Here is a 14,673-nt window from a genome sequence, read left to right on the forward strand (position 1 = left end):
TAGAAAAACAGTCAATAAAAATTCTACAAATTATGATAAATCATAAAATTGAAATTTACGCCTAACAGTTGCATCCAGAATATTTTCCTTTTTATTGCAAATAATTAATATGGATTTGAATTGCCGTTGGTTTTAACCAACGGTTGTGTAGACTCGAGTCAATAGGCTTTAGCCAAAAAACTTAAGAGTCAAATTTTGGCTAAAGCCTCTATCAATGTCTTTTAAATCCGTTGGTTAAAACCAACGGCAATTCAAAAAGTATTTATTAATATTAAATAAAACCAGTATTTAAATATACCCATAGTAAGGTTTACTATAGCGCAAACTTCAATGAACTTACATCACTTATATGGTTTAAACTCTACAAAGAAACTCCGCGTTTCCAAGGAATAAAATCGTTTTGGTTTAGAATTGCCGCTTTGGTTTTGATGGTACCGCTGGCTACGTCAATGATAAATTCTAACATTTCGTCGGCCATTTCATCAATTGTTTTTTCACCTGTAATAATTCCTCCGGTGTCGATATCGATAATGTCAGACATTTTTTTCGCCAATTCTGTGTTGGATGAAATTTTTACAACGGGTGCGATTGGGTTTCCTGTTGGTGTTCCTAAACCCGTGGTAAACAAAACCATATTGGCTCCGGATCCTACCATTGCAGTTGTACATTCTACATCATTTCCGGGAGTGCAAAGTAAATTTAATCCCGGTTTTGTAATGTATTCTCCGTAGTCCGAAACCCCAACTATTGGTGAGGTTCCTCCTTTTTTGGCAGCTCCTGCAGATTTCATGGCATCTGTAATCAAACCGTCTTTTATATTACCCGGAGATGGATTCATATCAAACCCTGAACCTGCATCCACAACCGTTTTTTCATACCATTGCATCAAATCCAAGAAACGTTTTCCTCCCTCTTCTTCTACACAACGGTTGACCAACTCTTGCTCTACACCACATAATTCCGGAAACTCAGAAAGAATGGTAGTTCCTCCTAAAGCAGCCAACAAATCGGAAGTAACTCCTAATGTGGGATTCGCTGAGATTCCAGAGAACCCGTCAGAACCACCACATTCCAAACCAATTTTCAATTTTGATAAGGGTGCCGGTGTTCGCTCTAGTTCATTTGCTTTTTTGATTTCTTCAAAAGTATCTTTCACAACACTGCTAAGCATGGCTTCAATCGTCCCTATTTGTTGCTGATCGTAAATTAAAACCGGTTTTTTACTGTCCGGATTAATTTCATTCAATGCATCTTTAAAAATTTGAATTTGAAGATTTTGACAACCTAAACTCAAAACCGTAGCACCAGCCACATTCGGATTGTTAACATATCCGGCCAATAACTTAGCCAGACTATGCGAATCCTGACGAATTCCGCCACAACCACCCTGATGCGTGATAAATTTTACTTCTATATTGTTGAATAAATCCGGATTGCTTGCTTTTCCCTCCTTGCTATCCACTCCGCTTTCTTTACTTACTAAAGAGCGAAGTAAAAGCTGATAGTCATTTTCTTTAGGTTTCATTAATTCCTTTTCGAAAATATCTTTTAAGATCTCGATATTCCTGTTTTCACAAAAAACCAAAGGAAAAAACAACCATACATTTTCAGTTCCAACCTGTCCGTCTTCTCTGTGGTAACCCAGAAAAGTTCTGTCTTTCCATTTGTCAATATTGGGTGCGGTCCAACCAATCGTTTCCGTTTTGCCTGTTACCTTATCACTTTCGTGTTTTACGTTTAATGTAGAAAGCAAGTCTCCTTTTTCTATTCTTTCACTTGACTTTCCTACCAAAACACCGTACATAATAATCCTGTCGCCTGTATTAAGCGGAGTTAAAGCAATTTTGTGTTTGGCTTTTACATCAGAACCAATTGCAATCGTTTCTCCTTCAAAATGAATCAGTTCCCCTGCTGTCAGGTTTACTAAAGCGACCGCAACATTATCGGTAGGATTAACTTTTATTATTTTTTTTTGCGTTTCCATAACTATTGTATGTAAGTTCCTGAATTTATCTGTTTTTTAAAATTGGTAAAACCTTGTTCGATACCCTTTTCATCTATTTCTTTTAAGGCTTCAGCAATAGTTTCTGTCAAAGATGGAATCGTAGTCAAATCTTCATCCCAGAAACTTTTATTTTGCAAAGTGAGTGTTGCAATTTCATTATAGTCATTTGATTTCCAGACTTCATTAAAAAAAGAAATAATATCTTCACTGTCGCTTATTGGCAGATTTTGTCCATTCCAGGTTCCTTTATAAAAACGAATTAAGCAGGCAAATGCATACGTTAAATGAACCGGCAACTTTTTATGAATAGCGACATACTCCGTCAAACTTGGTAAAACACGTACTTTGAATTTAGAAATCGAGTTTAGGGCAATCGAAGACAATAAATGTTTGATAAAAGGATTTCTGAAACGATCTAAAATTTCCTCGGCAAAACTGGCCAGTTCGGCTGGATCCATAGCCAAGGTTTCATTGATTTCTTCGAAAACGGCTTTGTTTACAAATTCACCCGTAAAGGCATTATCTACCGTTTCTTTAACTGTTTCGTTTCCGTAAAGCAACGAGAAAGGTACCATAGCGGTATGGGCTCCATTTAAAATCCTCACTTTTCGGGTGCGATACGGCTGCATATCCTTGACGATCTTTACGTCTAAATCGGTCTTATCAAATGGAAGTTTTGCCTTCAGCGCATCATCACCTTCAATTACCCACAAGAAGAAACTTTCCGCACTTACAATCAAATCATCTTTATAAGACAACTGACTGTTGTATGCTTCGATTTGATCCCTTGGATAACCCGGAACAATTCGATCTACCAAAGTATTATGGAAGGAGCAGTTGTTGATGACCCAAAAAACAAAGTCCTGCTCCAATTTCCATTCAATAGCATATTTTAGAACAATTTCTTTTAACGTATCCGAATTGTAATTGATCAGTTCACAGGGAATAATGGTCAATCCTTTCGAAGCTTCTCCATTAAAATGCTTAAATCTTTCGTGTAAAAGCACCGTTAATTTCGCCGGAAAAGACACCGGAGGCTGCATTGTCGGAAGATCAGATGCGATATATTCTATACCGGCTTCGGTTGTATTGGATATAATAAAAGCCAATTCTTCTTCTCTGGCCAAAGCCAAAAAATCTTGAAAAGAAGCATACGGATCAATTGCTTTTACAATATTGGTAATCAATTCTTTCTCCTGAATTTCCTGCCCTTTTTTAACCCCTTTCATAAATAAAGTATACAAACCGTCCTGTGCATTAATCATCGGAACCAAGCCTTTATCGATCGGTTGTACCACAGCAATACCGGCATTAAAATCAGCCTTCTGATTGAGCTTTTGAATAGCAAATTCTACAAAAGCCCTTAAAAAATTACCCTCTCCAAATTGCACAATCTTGATTGGAAGTTTCGCTGTTAACTTCGCATTTGATCTGTTTATTTTTTCCATTTTAAATTCTTTATCACTTTATCAATTCCCCTAACAATCTCCTAGTCTGATTTTTACATTTTTAAATTGTAAAAGAAACATCACACCTGAGTGAGAAATAAATCTTGTCGTGAGGATTCACAAGATTTATTTTGCAAGTGTAATGTTCTATTACAATAACTAAAACTCCAAAAAACGACTCGTCGAACAGGGAACTGTTATAATTGTACTATTTATTTTTTATCTTTTTGATGATCGCCAGAACCTCACTTACTTTGTTTTTTAAACCCTCAAAGTCATTCTTATCAAGCATCTCTTTTGAGATTAACTGTGACCCCAAGCCAACACAAACCGCACCGGCATCGAGCCACGAAGTCAGACTTTCTACGGTTGGTAAAACACCTCCTGTGGGCATAATACTTGTCCAGGGACAAGGGCCTTTTATTGCTTTTATAAATTCCGGTCCATAGATATCTCCCGGGAATAATTTTACGATTTCGCATCCTAATTCTTCGGCTCTGGCAATCTCGGTAAGTGTCCCGCAACCCGGTGACCATAATACTTTACGACGATTACAGACTATTGCAATATCTTCTCTAAAAACAGGAGTCACAATAAAATTAGCTCCTAACTGCAGGTATAAAGACGTTGCTGCTGCGTCTGTAACCGATCCTACGCCCAACATCATTCCCGGTAATTCAGCCAATGCATATTTATTTAAAGCCCCAAATACCTCAAAGGCAAAGTCGCCGCGACTTGTAAATTCCATTAACCTTGCACCACCATCATAACAAGCTTTTAACACTTTTTTACTCACTTCGATATCCGTATGAAAAAAGAGCGGAACCATACCGTTTTCTTTCATTTGCGAAGCCACTTCAATTCTTGAATATTTTGCCATTTTTTATTTTAATTATCTTGATACCAAACCTGTAGCATCACCATCAACCATATTCTCTACTTCTTTTAATGTCACTAAATTGTAATCTCCCGAAATAGTGTGTTTTAAACAACAAGCAGCTACTGCAAAATCTAAAGCTCTCTGGTTGTTGTTCTGATATTCGCATAGACCATAAATCAATCCGCCCATAAAGGCATCACCACTACCAACTCGATCTACAACAGGAGTTACTTCTTTGACAGCGGCATTGTAAATCGCTTTTCCATCAAACAAAATCCCTCCAATTCTTTGGTGAGAGGCACTAACCGAATAACGGAGTGTGGTCGCTGCAATTTTTAAATTCGGAATAAAATCAAAGAGTTTCGTATACAAAGCAGGAAGCGTTTTCTCATCCTGGTAGTTTGGATTTACTTTTGGAATTCCTAACATAAAATACGCGGTATCAATATCTCCCAAAATCACATTGCTGTATTTTAGTAACTCGGGCATAACATCACTCGGCGTTTTACCATACTGCCATAATTTGGATCTGTAGTTTAAATCACATGAAATCGTGATTCCCAATTTATGTGCTACTTTAATCGCTTCCAGACAAGCTTCGGCAGCAGTTTTAGAGATGGCAGGTGTAATTCCGCTCCAGTGAAACCAAGTTGCACCTTCTAATACTTTTTCCCAGTCAATACTTCCTTTTTCAATGGTTGCCATTGAACTGTGTGCTCGATCATAAACCACATTGCTTCCACGAGTTCCGGCTCCGGTTTCCAGAAAATAGATTCCCAGACGTTCTCCTCCAAAAATTATATTTTTTGACTCGACGTTCATTTTTCGCATTTCTTTTAATGCTGAACCTCCTATTTCATTTTCAGGTAAACGGGTTACAAATTCTGCATTCAGACCGTAATTCGCCAGTGAAACGCAAACATTAAATTCGCCTCCTCCATAAGAAGCTCCAAAAGCTTTAGCTTGCGAAAAACGCAAATGCCGCTCTGTCGAAAGCCGTAACATTATTTCTCCGAATGCAACTATTTTATTCATATTATTCTATTATTTTACCGCAGATAACTTCTTTTTTTTGCCACAGATTAGCAGAATTAAAAGGATTTAAAACTTTGTGAACCTGGTGTAAATCTTTGCGAACCTTGCGTAAACCCTTGCGGTTATTCTTTTTTCTAAATAAAACTTATTCTCTTAATAATCTAAAAACTTAAAATTTAAAATATTCTTTTGCATTGTTATAAGAGATGTCCTGTACCAATTTTCCAATCCATTCCATATCATTTGGAAGTTCTCCTCTTTTGATTTCGTCACCTAAAAGATTACAAAGAATACGTCTGAAATACTCATGTCTCGGGAAAGACAAAAAGCTTCTTGAATCGGTTAACATTCCAACGAAACAGCTAATTAATCCCATATTTGAAAGGGCATTCAATTGTTTTGTCATTCCGTCCTTCTGGTCCAGAAACCACCAACCTGATCCAAATTGTACTTTTCCTTTACTACTTCCGTCATTAAAGTTTCCAATCATGGTTGCCATGACTTCATTGTCTGCCGGATTTAAATTATAGATAATTGTTTTAGTCAATTTATCTTTGCTGTCCAAAGCATTTAAAAAAGAAGATAGTTTTTGCGCTTGCGGATAATCTCCAATTGAATCCCAACCCGTATCCGGACCTAAAATTTTGTGCATGCGTGCATTATTGTTACGTAAAGCACCTAAGTGAAACTGCTGTACCCATCCTTCCTCATGATACATTTCTGCTAAAAAAAGCAAGATGGCACTTTGGAATTTTAAAGCTTCTTCCGGAGTAATAATTCTGTTTTCTCTTTTCTTTTTGAAAATCGTATTGACCTCCGTTTCTGTAAATTCTTCAAAATAGATCTGATCTAATCCATGATCGCTTAGTTTACAGCCATTTTGACTAAAAAACTTGATTCGTTTTTTTAAAGCGCTACATAAATCGGAATAGGTATTTATCGCCACACCGGACACATCCCCTAATGTGTCCAGATAGGCATTATAACCATCGTTTGAAATTAGAATGGCTTTATCAGGCCTGAAAGCCGTACTCATTTTAGTCCCAATCGGATTCTTAGCTAATTTTTGATGAAACTCCAGCGTATCAATAGGATCTTCGGTTGTACACACTAGTTCAGCATTTACTTTTTTAAGCAAATTCTGCGTGCTGTAACTTTCAGAGTTTATTTTTTCTGTCGTTTCGATATAGATCTTTTCTGCTGATTTTTCATTCAACAAATCATAAATATCAAAATAACGTGCTAACTCCAAATGTGTCCAGTGGTACAAAGGATTTCGCATGGTGTACGGAACGGTTTTCGCCCAGTTTATAAATTTATCTTTATCTGAAGCGTTTCCTGTAATAAATTCTTCCTTTATCCCTAAAGTACGCATGGCGCGCCATTTATAATGATCCCCATTGATCCATACTTTTGTAATTGTATCAAAAATGGTATTATCTGCAATATGTTGTGGAGACAAATGATTGTGGTAATCAATTATCGATTGATTTTTTGAGTAATTATGATACAATTCTTCCGCGAATTTATTTTCAAGCAAAAAATTATCATTTATGAATGTGGTATTTGAACTCATACTTTTTTATCTAATTAAAAATTATTCGTTAGCCGGTTTACCAATAGTAGCAAGGATTCCACCGTCAACATACAAAATATGACCGTTGACAAAATCACTCGCTTTAGAAGACAAAAATATCGCTGCTCCTGCCAGATCATCTGCATCTCCCCATTTCGCAGCAGGCGTTCTGTTAATTATAAAATCATTAAAGGGATGCCCTTCTACTCTAATCGGTTTGGTTTGTTCTGTTGCAAAATACCCCGGACCAATACCGTTAATCTGAACATTGTATTTTGCCCATTCGGTAGCCATATTTTTGGTTAGCATTTTCAAACCACCTTTGGCAGCGGCATAAGCCCCTACTGTATTTCGGCCTAATTCACTCATCATGGAGCAAATGTTGATTATTTTCCCTTGTCTTCGTTCGATCATTCCTTTGGCAACGTGTTTAGAAACAATAAACGGACTTACTAAATCGAGGTCAATTACTTCCTTAAAATCGGCCACTTCCATTTCGATTAGCGGAATCCTTTTGATAATTCCGGCATTGTTAATTAAAATATCAATTGGTCCTACTTCACTTTGAATTTTTTGAACTGCAGCACTAACTTCCTCCTCTACGGTCACATTAAATCTATAACCAACGGCTTTAATTCCTTCGTTTTGAAGTTCTTTTACCGCATCATCAATTTTTTGTTGCGAAGAATTACCGTTTACAACAATTGTTGCTCCGGCTTTTCCTAATCCTTTTGCCATTGCCATTCCCAGTCCGTGTGTACTTCCTGTAATCAAGGCTACTTTTCCTTCTATATCAAATAATGAATTTGCCATATTCTTATCTTAAATCTGTGATTTTACAAACGTCCATGTCTCCGTAATCTAAATTTTCGCCCGCCATTCCCCAGATAAAAGTATAATTACTTGTTCCTGAACCGGAATGAATAGACCATGGCGGAGAAATTACAGCCTGATGATTGTTCATCCAGATATGTCTGGTTTCCTGCGGTTGCCCCATAAAATGACAAACGGCCTGATTTTCGGGAATATCCAAATAGAAATAAACCTCCATTCTGCGATCGTGAACGTGCGCCGGCATGGTATTCCAAACACTACCCGTTCTTAACTCCGTCATCCCCATTTGCAATTGACAAGTGGTTACAACCCCTCCGATAATCATTTGATTTACGGTGCGATGATTCGCAGTTTCCACTGTGCCTAATTCTAATTTCTTGGCTTCTGCCAAGCTCACTTTTACCGTTGGATAATTCGTATGAGCCGGTGCTGAGTTGATGTAAAATTTAGCCGGATTTTTGCGGTCATCGCTTTTAAAAACAACCTCTTTATTACCACTACCGATATACAAAGCATCTTTAAATCCCAATGAATGAGACACTCCATCAACAACGATTGAACCGCTGCCTCCTACATTAATAATTCCCATTTCTCTGCGTTCTAAAAAATAACCCGCTTTAAGAGGATCAATAGTTTCCAATTGCAAATCACTTAAAGGAACTGCTGAACCCGTAATATATCTATCGTAATGCGAGTAGACCAATACAATCTCATCTTCCTGCATTAGGTCATCAATTAAAAATTCTTCTCTTAATTGCTGTGTGTCGTATTTTTTAACTGCTTCCGGGCTTGACGCGTATCTTGAACTGTGTTTTGTCATAACTTTAAATTTAATGTAATCGATTGCATAAAATTAAAATAATATTCTAAAATTATCCTTTAAACCGTTTAAAAGTTTTTTTTATTTTATAAATCTGTAATTGGACTGTATTTTGGCACTAGCGTTTTCATTACCAACCAACCTGTTAAGTAACAAACGGCACAAATTGAAAAAATGATAAAATAACCTGATTCAATTCCGTGAAAGCCCATAAAGGCCATATTGCTTTCTTTGGCATAATCAAACAACATTCCCGATCCTTTATTAATGAAAGTAGAACCTACTCCACCTGCTAAACCGCCAATTCCGGTAATTGTTGCAATTGCTTTTTTAGGAAACATATCACCAACAGTTGTAAAGATATTTGCCGACCAGGACTGGTGTGCAGCTCCTGCAATACCAATTATGATTACGGGAATCCAATAACTTATATGTCCTAAAGGTTGTGCGATTAAAGCTAAGAGCGGGAAAAAAGCAAAAATTAACATTGCTTTCATTCTGCCTTCGTAGGGATTCATTCCTTTTTTCTCCACAAAATAAGTGGGCAGCCAACCTCCAATAATGGATAGTAAGGTGATCATGTACAATACAAATAAGGGCAAAGCAGCCTGTGTTGAATCCATTCCGTAAACAGAGCTCAAATAAGCTGGGGTCCAGAATAAGAAAAACCACCAAACACCATCGGTCATAAATTTACCAAATGCAAAAGCCCAGGTTTGTTTGTATTTAAAACAAGCGGCAAGAGACACTTTAGTTGTTGTTTCAGGAACATATCCAGCCATTTTGCTGTCTGCGACATCATCTTGTTGGATGTACTCCAATTCTGCAGCACTTACTTTTGGGTGTTTTTCGGGTTTATCATACATAAACACCCAAAAACCCATCCACACAAAACCAAGAGCCCCAATGATAATAAAAGCCATTTCCCAACCAAAAGACTCTGCTATAAAAGGAATTGATATTGGCGCCGCCAAGGCTCCTACTGTTGCTCCGGCATTAAATATACTGGTAGAAAAGGCTCTGTCTTTTTTAGGAAAGTATTCTGCGGTTGTTTTTATGGCCGCCGGAAAATTTCCTGCTTCTCCAATAGCCAGCACAAAACGGGCAAAAATAAACAAGCACACACTTACGTTAATCACCATCCCGGTATCCTTTACCGTACTGATGATTTCTTTTGCTCTTTCAAAACCAACAAACCATTCACCTGCTATGATTCCGGCTGTTGCAATTCCGCAAAAGGCATGCAAGCAGGCCCCAAAAGACCAAATACCAATAGCCCATAAAAAACCTTTTTTAGTATCCAACCAGTCTACAAATCTTCCTGCAAACAAAAGTGATACCGCATAAAAAATCGAAAATAACGCGGTGATATTACCATAGTCATTGTTTGTCCAATGAAATTCCGGTGCAATAAAATCACTCCACGTTAAAGAAAGTACTTGTCTGTCTAAATAATTTATAGTAGTTGCAAAAAATAGCAGGGCGCATATACTCCAACGATAATTTCCAACTGTGGTTTTGGTTTGGCTCATAGTAACTGAATTTGTATGTTTTATGGTAATGGTTAATTCTTAAAATTTTACAACTCTCGACATTTCAACTTCATCAATTATGCGCAATACAACTTCTTTGTTCAATGGATCAAAACCAGAATAGAAACAAAAAAATGTAATCGATTGCACAAATATACCTTTAAATCTTTATATTCCAAATAAATTGCGTAAAAAATTAATTTAGGCTTTTAAATAAATACATTGTATAGAAAATATTACGCTAAATTACATATTAAACAATATATTTGTTAAATAGCAATATGTGGAAATAATCCGTTTCAGGTATAAAAATTGTACCAGATTCAGCCTTTATTCATTCATATTGAACATTTACTGGTTTATACTGCTTCACTGCGAATACTGCAGGCTTTCTAAAAATGCAAATCTGAATTTAATCCTAAAAAAATAGTACAACTAAACACTTCTAAAATTGAAAAACTACCTCTTAAAAAAAACAGTCTTATCTCTCTTCCTGCTTATAGGGATGCTAAATCAAATACTAGCGCAAAATCAGATAATCCCGCTTTGGAAGACCATTCCCGGCGAAATTAAAGCAGCCGATTATAAAGAAAACGAAACTGTAAAGGACGGAAAAGTACAAAGCAGCAGTTTGGTTACGATACCTACTTTAACGGTCTTTTTGCCCAAAGAAATCAAGCCAAATCAAACGGCGGTAATTATTCTTCCAGGTGGTGGATATTCGCATTTGGCCATTGCTAAAGAAGGCACAAAAGTCGCGGAATGGTTTACTTCTATGGGAATCGTAGCTTTTGTTCTCAAATACAGATTACCCAGTGATTTAATCATGAAAGATAAAGCGATTGGTCCTTTGCAGGATGCACAGGAGTCTGTACGTTACGTGCGACAAAATGCAGCGAAATGGAATATTGATACAACTAAAATTGGAATCATGGGTTTTTCGGCCGGTGGTCATCTGGCTTCCACACTCGCAACACATTATGAGGAGAAAGTATACGAAACAGCATCAAAAGTAAGTGCGCGTCCGGATTTTTCACTTTTAATATATCCTGTAATTTCAATGCAAAACGAAATAACACACAAAGGCTCTCAAACGAATTTACTAGCTACAACTCCGTCTTCTGCATTAATCGATTCTTTTTCTAATGAAAAAAGGGTCACTGCCCAGACTCCACCTGCCTTTTTAGTGCATGCAACAGATGATGAAGTGGTTCTGCCGGAAAATAGTATTAATTACTATTTGGCCCTTAAAAAAAATAAAGTTACCGCTGAGTTACATTTATATGAAAAAGGAGGTCATGGTTTTGGATTGGGTGTGAATGGCACCAGTAAATATTGGACAAAAGATTGTGAGGAATGGTTAAAGAGTAATGGATACTGATCATGTCAAAAAGTTGCGGAAGAGTAAAAATCTCGCAAAGTCGCAAAATCGCAAAGTTTTAATGAAAAAATGGAAAAAAAACTTTGAAACTCCATGATAAAAGAGATACCCAAAGTGAGAAAGAGTAAAACTTAAAAATAAGAAGAAAAAACTTAGCGACTTGGCGTCTTTGCGAGATCATCAAAGCGAGAAGTGCGGAAATTGCTACTTAAAAACTTGCGCTGAAAAAGTATAAGACCAAGTAATTATAACAAAAGTGAATTTCTAAAAATTACTCGAAAACTTTTAGACTTAATTCATGAATGCAGCAAACAAAAAAAGTCTATAGATTTGATGAAACAACCAAATCTATAGACTATAGAAAAAATAAACCTTATTGTATTATTTTGATTTTATACAAAGCTATCCACACTAAAATGAATAGGTCCAATTTTCTTTCTTAACTAAATGTTTTTCTCCAAAAAAACAATAACAATCGAAGGGTAAATACTGTCTTAAGAGGCATGAAACCTACTAAACTGCCGACTTCTGTTACGCAAATTTATGTCGTACTTTTGAGAATAGCTTACGGTTTCCCACATTTGCATCATTCTTTTTGATTTATTTACATTTCAGAAACCTTAAATTGTTGTATCAGATCAACTTAAGACTTACGCTTTAACAGATAATTTAACACATCTACTAATCAGATACACCAACACTAAAAACTGCCAACTGTGCCTGTGACTGAAAACTCATTTAATTTTCTTATTCCAGATTAAGTTCAAACCAGTATTTAACTGATACATTTGTATTATAAAATAAAGATTATGAAGACACTTGAATTCTTAATACTCGGAAAAAATGAAGCAATTTTACCCATCTTACTTCGACTTGTAAATGCAAATGACAACTGGAATGCGGTAGCTTTTAATGACGAAAAACTAGCACAGGATTACTTTCTGAATACTAAAATAGACCTGGTTTTATTAAGTTCCGGAATAGAAGATCATGTCGAAAAAGAATTCACTGCTTTCTGCCTAAAAAACCAGCCGGAAGTAGAAGTAATTGAGCATTTTGGCGGTGGAAGCGGGTTATTGCAATCTGAAATACTGCACCGATTGCATCTTAAAGGAAAATTATAAATCCTTTTCTCTTTTTTCAGATGATCAAAAATCAATAATGCTTCAAATTATATTTTAAATTTGCACGTTCCAAACCTGTCTAAATGATGAAGAAATATTCTGTTGTTATTTATCCTTCGCAAGCAGTTATTGCTGCTATAAAAACAATGAAGGAACTTCTGAAAACTAAAATTGATTGGTACAGCAGTTGCAACTCAGTAGCGCATATCACTATTTGTGAATTTTCTTTAAGTGAATCGGAAATAGATAAAGTCAAACAAAAACTTTTTAAAGTTTGCGATACGTTTACCCCTTTTCAGGTCAGTCTTGATCATTTTGGCGCTTATGAAAATAGTGGCGCTTTCTTTATCGCTCCCCATGAAAATTCGAAAAAAGAACTCAAACCGATTATGAAAAAAACACAGGAAACATTGAGGTCTTTAAAACTGAAAAAAAGCGACGATCCTCATTTGTCAATCGGTAGGAAATTAACTCCTGAAAACTTAAAAATTGCTTCACAACTTTTCACCACAATCGACCTTGATTTTTTGTGTTGTGAAATCGTTTTGCGAGAACTTGATCCGATAAAAAAGCAGTTTTTTGTAATTGATACTTTTAGTTTTAATGGCAATGAAGTTGCTGAGTTTGTACAGGGGAGTTTGTTTTAACCGCAAAGTTTGCGAGGGGTTTACGCAAAGTAGATTACTTTTTCACTCGCTTATTTATGAAGCCGCAATGAATAGTTGTGTAAATATGCCAAGGATGATGGGTATTGTCATGGTTTTTTGTATTCCTCGTTTTCGCAAAAATACTCGTAATCGTGTCATTTCGACGAAGGAGAAATCACATCCAATATTCGACAAAGATTGGCGATTTTCTTTACGGAATTTCTTGTGTGATTTCTCATTCTTCGAAATGACAAAAAAAACGTAAAATCGATCTACAAAACACATAAGGTTAAGCAACCCCCAACCTGAAACCTGAAACCTGAAACTTGAAACTTGAAACTTGAAACCTGAAACCTGAAACTTGAAACGAAAAAAACTACTCCTCTTTTTTTCGTATATTTGATTTTTACAACTCCCTCATGAAAACACTAGATTCATTTTACCAGGATATCACAGAAGGTTCCGCAGTAGAACCGGCTTCTTTATTACCGAATGGAATTAAAAAAGAAATTGGTCATTTTAATGTGTTTAATATTAAGGAAGTTTTAGAAAGGCTTCAGGGAAAAGCCATTATGCCTTATGACCGAAGAGCGTACTATAAGATTAGCTTGATAAAAGGCAAAAACAGAGCCGAATATGCCGACAAAATCATTGAAATTGAGCAGTATGCACTTTTGTTCGCTACTCCTAAAATCCCTTACAATTATCTCCCGCAAGACACCAATCAATCGGGGCAGTTTTGTGTGTTTACCAATGAATTTTTATCCAAAAACAAAAGCGGAATTGATCTCGATGAACTTCCTATTTTTGCGACAGACGGGTACCCGATTTTTCAAATTTCGCATGAAGAAGTTGCCGAAGTCGAATTGATATTCAACAAAATACAAAAAGAAATCAATTCCGACTATGCGTACAAATACGATTTGATCCGAAATTATGTAGCCGAATTAATTCACTTTGGACAAAAACTGCAACCTATAACAGCCTTGTATTCTAAACACAATTCAGCAGCACGAGTTTCTTCACTGTTTGCCGAATTATTAGAAAGGCAATTCCCTATAGAATCTCCCCATCAGCGACTTACACTGAGAACAGCAAAAGATTTTGCCAACAGATTATCCGTTCACGTGAATCATCTTAATAAAGTTTTAAAAGAAAATACCGGAAAAACCACCACCGAATTAATCAGTAGCCGTCTTACAAACGAGGCCAAAACCCTCTTAAAACAAACAGATTGGAATATCTCCGAAATTGCTTATTCGTTAGGTTTTGAAGAGCTCGCACATTTCTCAAATTTCTTCAAAAAACAAACCACCTTTACCCCCTTAGCATTCCGATCTTAAAAATATTCCCAATTACAATTTTGATAAATTTTGGAATTTGGAATTTCA

At 36.3% G+C, this 14,673-nt stretch carries 12 protein-coding genes; 4 read left to right on the plus strand and 8 right to left on the minus strand.

Translation table 11 applies throughout. The annotated features are described in order from the left end of the window. Nucleotides 1–361: 361 nt before the first annotated feature. The 8 genes from LNP23_RS18160 to LNP23_RS18195 all read right to left on the minus strand — a co-directional run bounded on the left by LNP23_RS18160 (nucleotide 362) and on the right by LNP23_RS18195 (nucleotide 10,130). Complete coding sequence (locus LNP23_RS18160) at nucleotides 362–1,984, minus strand: UxaA family hydrolase (protein ID WP_230002302.1); 1,623 nt, start codon at nucleotides 1,982–1,984, stop codon at nucleotides 362–364. Between the two features lie 2 nt (nucleotides 1,985–1,986). After that, the gene (locus LNP23_RS18165) at nucleotides 1,987–3,453 is read right to left on the minus strand and encodes a tagaturonate reductase (RefSeq protein WP_230002303.1); all 1,467 of its coding nucleotides are present in this window, start codon (nucleotides 3,451–3,453) and stop codon (nucleotides 1,987–1,989) included. Between the two features lie 208 nt (nucleotides 3,454–3,661). Beyond that, nucleotides 3,662–4,333 carry a bifunctional 4-hydroxy-2-oxoglutarate aldolase/2-dehydro-3-deoxy-phosphogluconate aldolase gene (locus tag LNP23_RS18170; protein WP_230002304.1) on the minus strand — a complete coding sequence of 224 codons (672 nt, stop codon included), beginning with the start codon at nucleotides 4,331–4,333 and terminating at the stop codon, nucleotides 3,662–3,664. Between the two features lie 12 nt (nucleotides 4,334–4,345). Beyond that, nucleotides 4,346–5,368, minus strand: a complete 1,023-nt coding sequence (locus tag LNP23_RS18175) for a sugar kinase (protein ID WP_230002305.1) — start codon at nucleotides 5,366–5,368, stop codon at nucleotides 4,346–4,348. Between the two features lie 169 nt (nucleotides 5,369–5,537). Beyond that, the gene (gene uxaC / locus LNP23_RS18180) at nucleotides 5,538–6,944 is read right to left on the minus strand and encodes a glucuronate isomerase (protein ID WP_230002306.1); all 1,407 of its coding nucleotides are present in this window, start codon (nucleotides 6,942–6,944) and stop codon (nucleotides 5,538–5,540) included. Between the two features lie 21 nt (nucleotides 6,945–6,965). Then, nucleotides 6,966–7,757: a gluconate 5-dehydrogenase gene (locus LNP23_RS18185; protein ID WP_047777232.1), complete on the minus strand. Its 792-nt coding sequence runs from the start codon at nucleotides 7,755–7,757 to the stop codon at nucleotides 6,966–6,968. 4 nt (nucleotides 7,758–7,761) lie between these two features. Then, nucleotides 7,762–8,598, minus strand: a complete 837-nt coding sequence (gene kduI, locus LNP23_RS18190) for a 5-dehydro-4-deoxy-D-glucuronate isomerase (RefSeq protein WP_230002307.1) — start codon at nucleotides 8,596–8,598, stop codon at nucleotides 7,762–7,764. An 86-nt stretch (nucleotides 8,599–8,684) separates the two neighbouring features. Then, nucleotides 8,685–10,130 carry an MFS transporter gene (locus LNP23_RS18195; protein ID WP_230002308.1) on the minus strand — a complete coding sequence of 482 codons (1,446 nt, stop codon included), beginning with the start codon at nucleotides 10,128–10,130 and terminating at the stop codon, nucleotides 8,685–8,687. A 451-nt stretch (nucleotides 10,131–10,581) separates the two neighbouring features. On the opposite strand from LNP23_RS18195, the gene LNP23_RS18200 reads away from it, so the two are divergent. The 4 genes from LNP23_RS18200 to LNP23_RS18215 all read left to right on the plus strand — a co-directional run bounded on the left by LNP23_RS18200 (nucleotide 10,582) and on the right by LNP23_RS18215 (nucleotide 14,625). Continuing rightward, entirely contained in the window at nucleotides 10,582–11,511 is a 930-nt protein-coding gene (locus LNP23_RS18200) for an alpha/beta hydrolase (protein WP_230002309.1), read from the plus strand. An 809-nt stretch (nucleotides 11,512–12,320) separates the two neighbouring features. Beyond that, nucleotides 12,321–12,635 carry a hypothetical protein gene (locus LNP23_RS18205; protein ID WP_230002310.1) on the plus strand — a complete coding sequence of 105 codons (315 nt, stop codon included), beginning with the start codon at nucleotides 12,321–12,323 and terminating at the stop codon, nucleotides 12,633–12,635. A gap of 83 nt (nucleotides 12,636–12,718) precedes the next feature. Then, nucleotides 12,719–13,282, plus strand: a complete 564-nt coding sequence (locus LNP23_RS18210) for a 2'-5' RNA ligase family protein (RefSeq protein ID WP_230002311.1) — start codon at nucleotides 12,719–12,721, stop codon at nucleotides 13,280–13,282. A 419-nt stretch (nucleotides 13,283–13,701) separates the two neighbouring features. Continuing rightward, nucleotides 13,702–14,625, plus strand: coding sequence for a helix-turn-helix domain-containing protein (locus tag LNP23_RS18215; RefSeq protein ID WP_230002312.1), 924 nt, complete (start codon nucleotides 13,702–13,704; stop codon nucleotides 14,623–14,625). Nucleotides 14,626–14,673 lie beyond the last annotated feature (48 nt).

It is taken from the genome of Flavobacterium cupriresistens, assembly GCF_020911925.1.
In the GTDB taxonomy this organism is placed as follows: Bacteria; Bacteroidota; Bacteroidia; order Flavobacteriales; family Flavobacteriaceae; genus Flavobacterium; species Flavobacterium cupriresistens.

Excerpts from the sequence above, each read along its gene's own strand:
- LNP23_RS18210 (WP_230002311.1), top strand. The coding sequence starts at position 12,719 with ATGATGAAGAAATATTCTGTTGTTATTTATCCTTCGCAAGCAGTTATT.
- LNP23_RS18215 (WP_230002312.1), top strand. The coding sequence starts at position 13,702 with ATGAAAACACTAGATTCATTTTACCAGGATATCACAGAAGGTTCCGCA.
- uxaC (WP_230002306.1), bottom strand. The coding sequence starts at position 6,944 with ATGAGTTCAAATACCACATTCATAAATGATAATTTTTTGCTTGAAAAT.
- LNP23_RS18205 (WP_230002310.1), top strand. The coding sequence starts at position 12,321 with ATGAAGACACTTGAATTCTTAATACTCGGAAAAAATGAAGCAATTTTA.
- LNP23_RS18195 (WP_230002308.1), bottom strand. The coding sequence starts at position 10,130 with ATGAGCCAAACCAAAACCACAGTTGGAAATTATCGTTGGAGTATATGC.
- LNP23_RS18160 (WP_230002302.1), bottom strand. The coding sequence starts at position 1,984 with ATGGAAACGCAAAAAAAAATAATAAAAGTTAATCCTACCGATAATGTT.
- LNP23_RS18165 (WP_230002303.1), bottom strand. The coding sequence starts at position 3,453 with ATGGAAAAAATAAACAGATCAAATGCGAAGTTAACAGCGAAACTTCCA.
- LNP23_RS18175 (WP_230002305.1), bottom strand. The coding sequence starts at position 5,368 with ATGAATAAAATAGTTGCATTCGGAGAAATAATGTTACGGCTTTCGACA.
- LNP23_RS18170 (WP_230002304.1), bottom strand. The coding sequence starts at position 4,333 with ATGGCAAAATATTCAAGAATTGAAGTGGCTTCGCAAATGAAAGAAAAC.
- LNP23_RS18185 (WP_047777232.1), bottom strand. The coding sequence starts at position 7,757 with ATGGCAAATTCATTATTTGATATAGAAGGAAAAGTAGCCTTGATTACA.
- kduI (WP_230002307.1), bottom strand. The coding sequence starts at position 8,598 with ATGACAAAACACAGTTCAAGATACGCGTCAAGCCCGGAAGCAGTTAAA.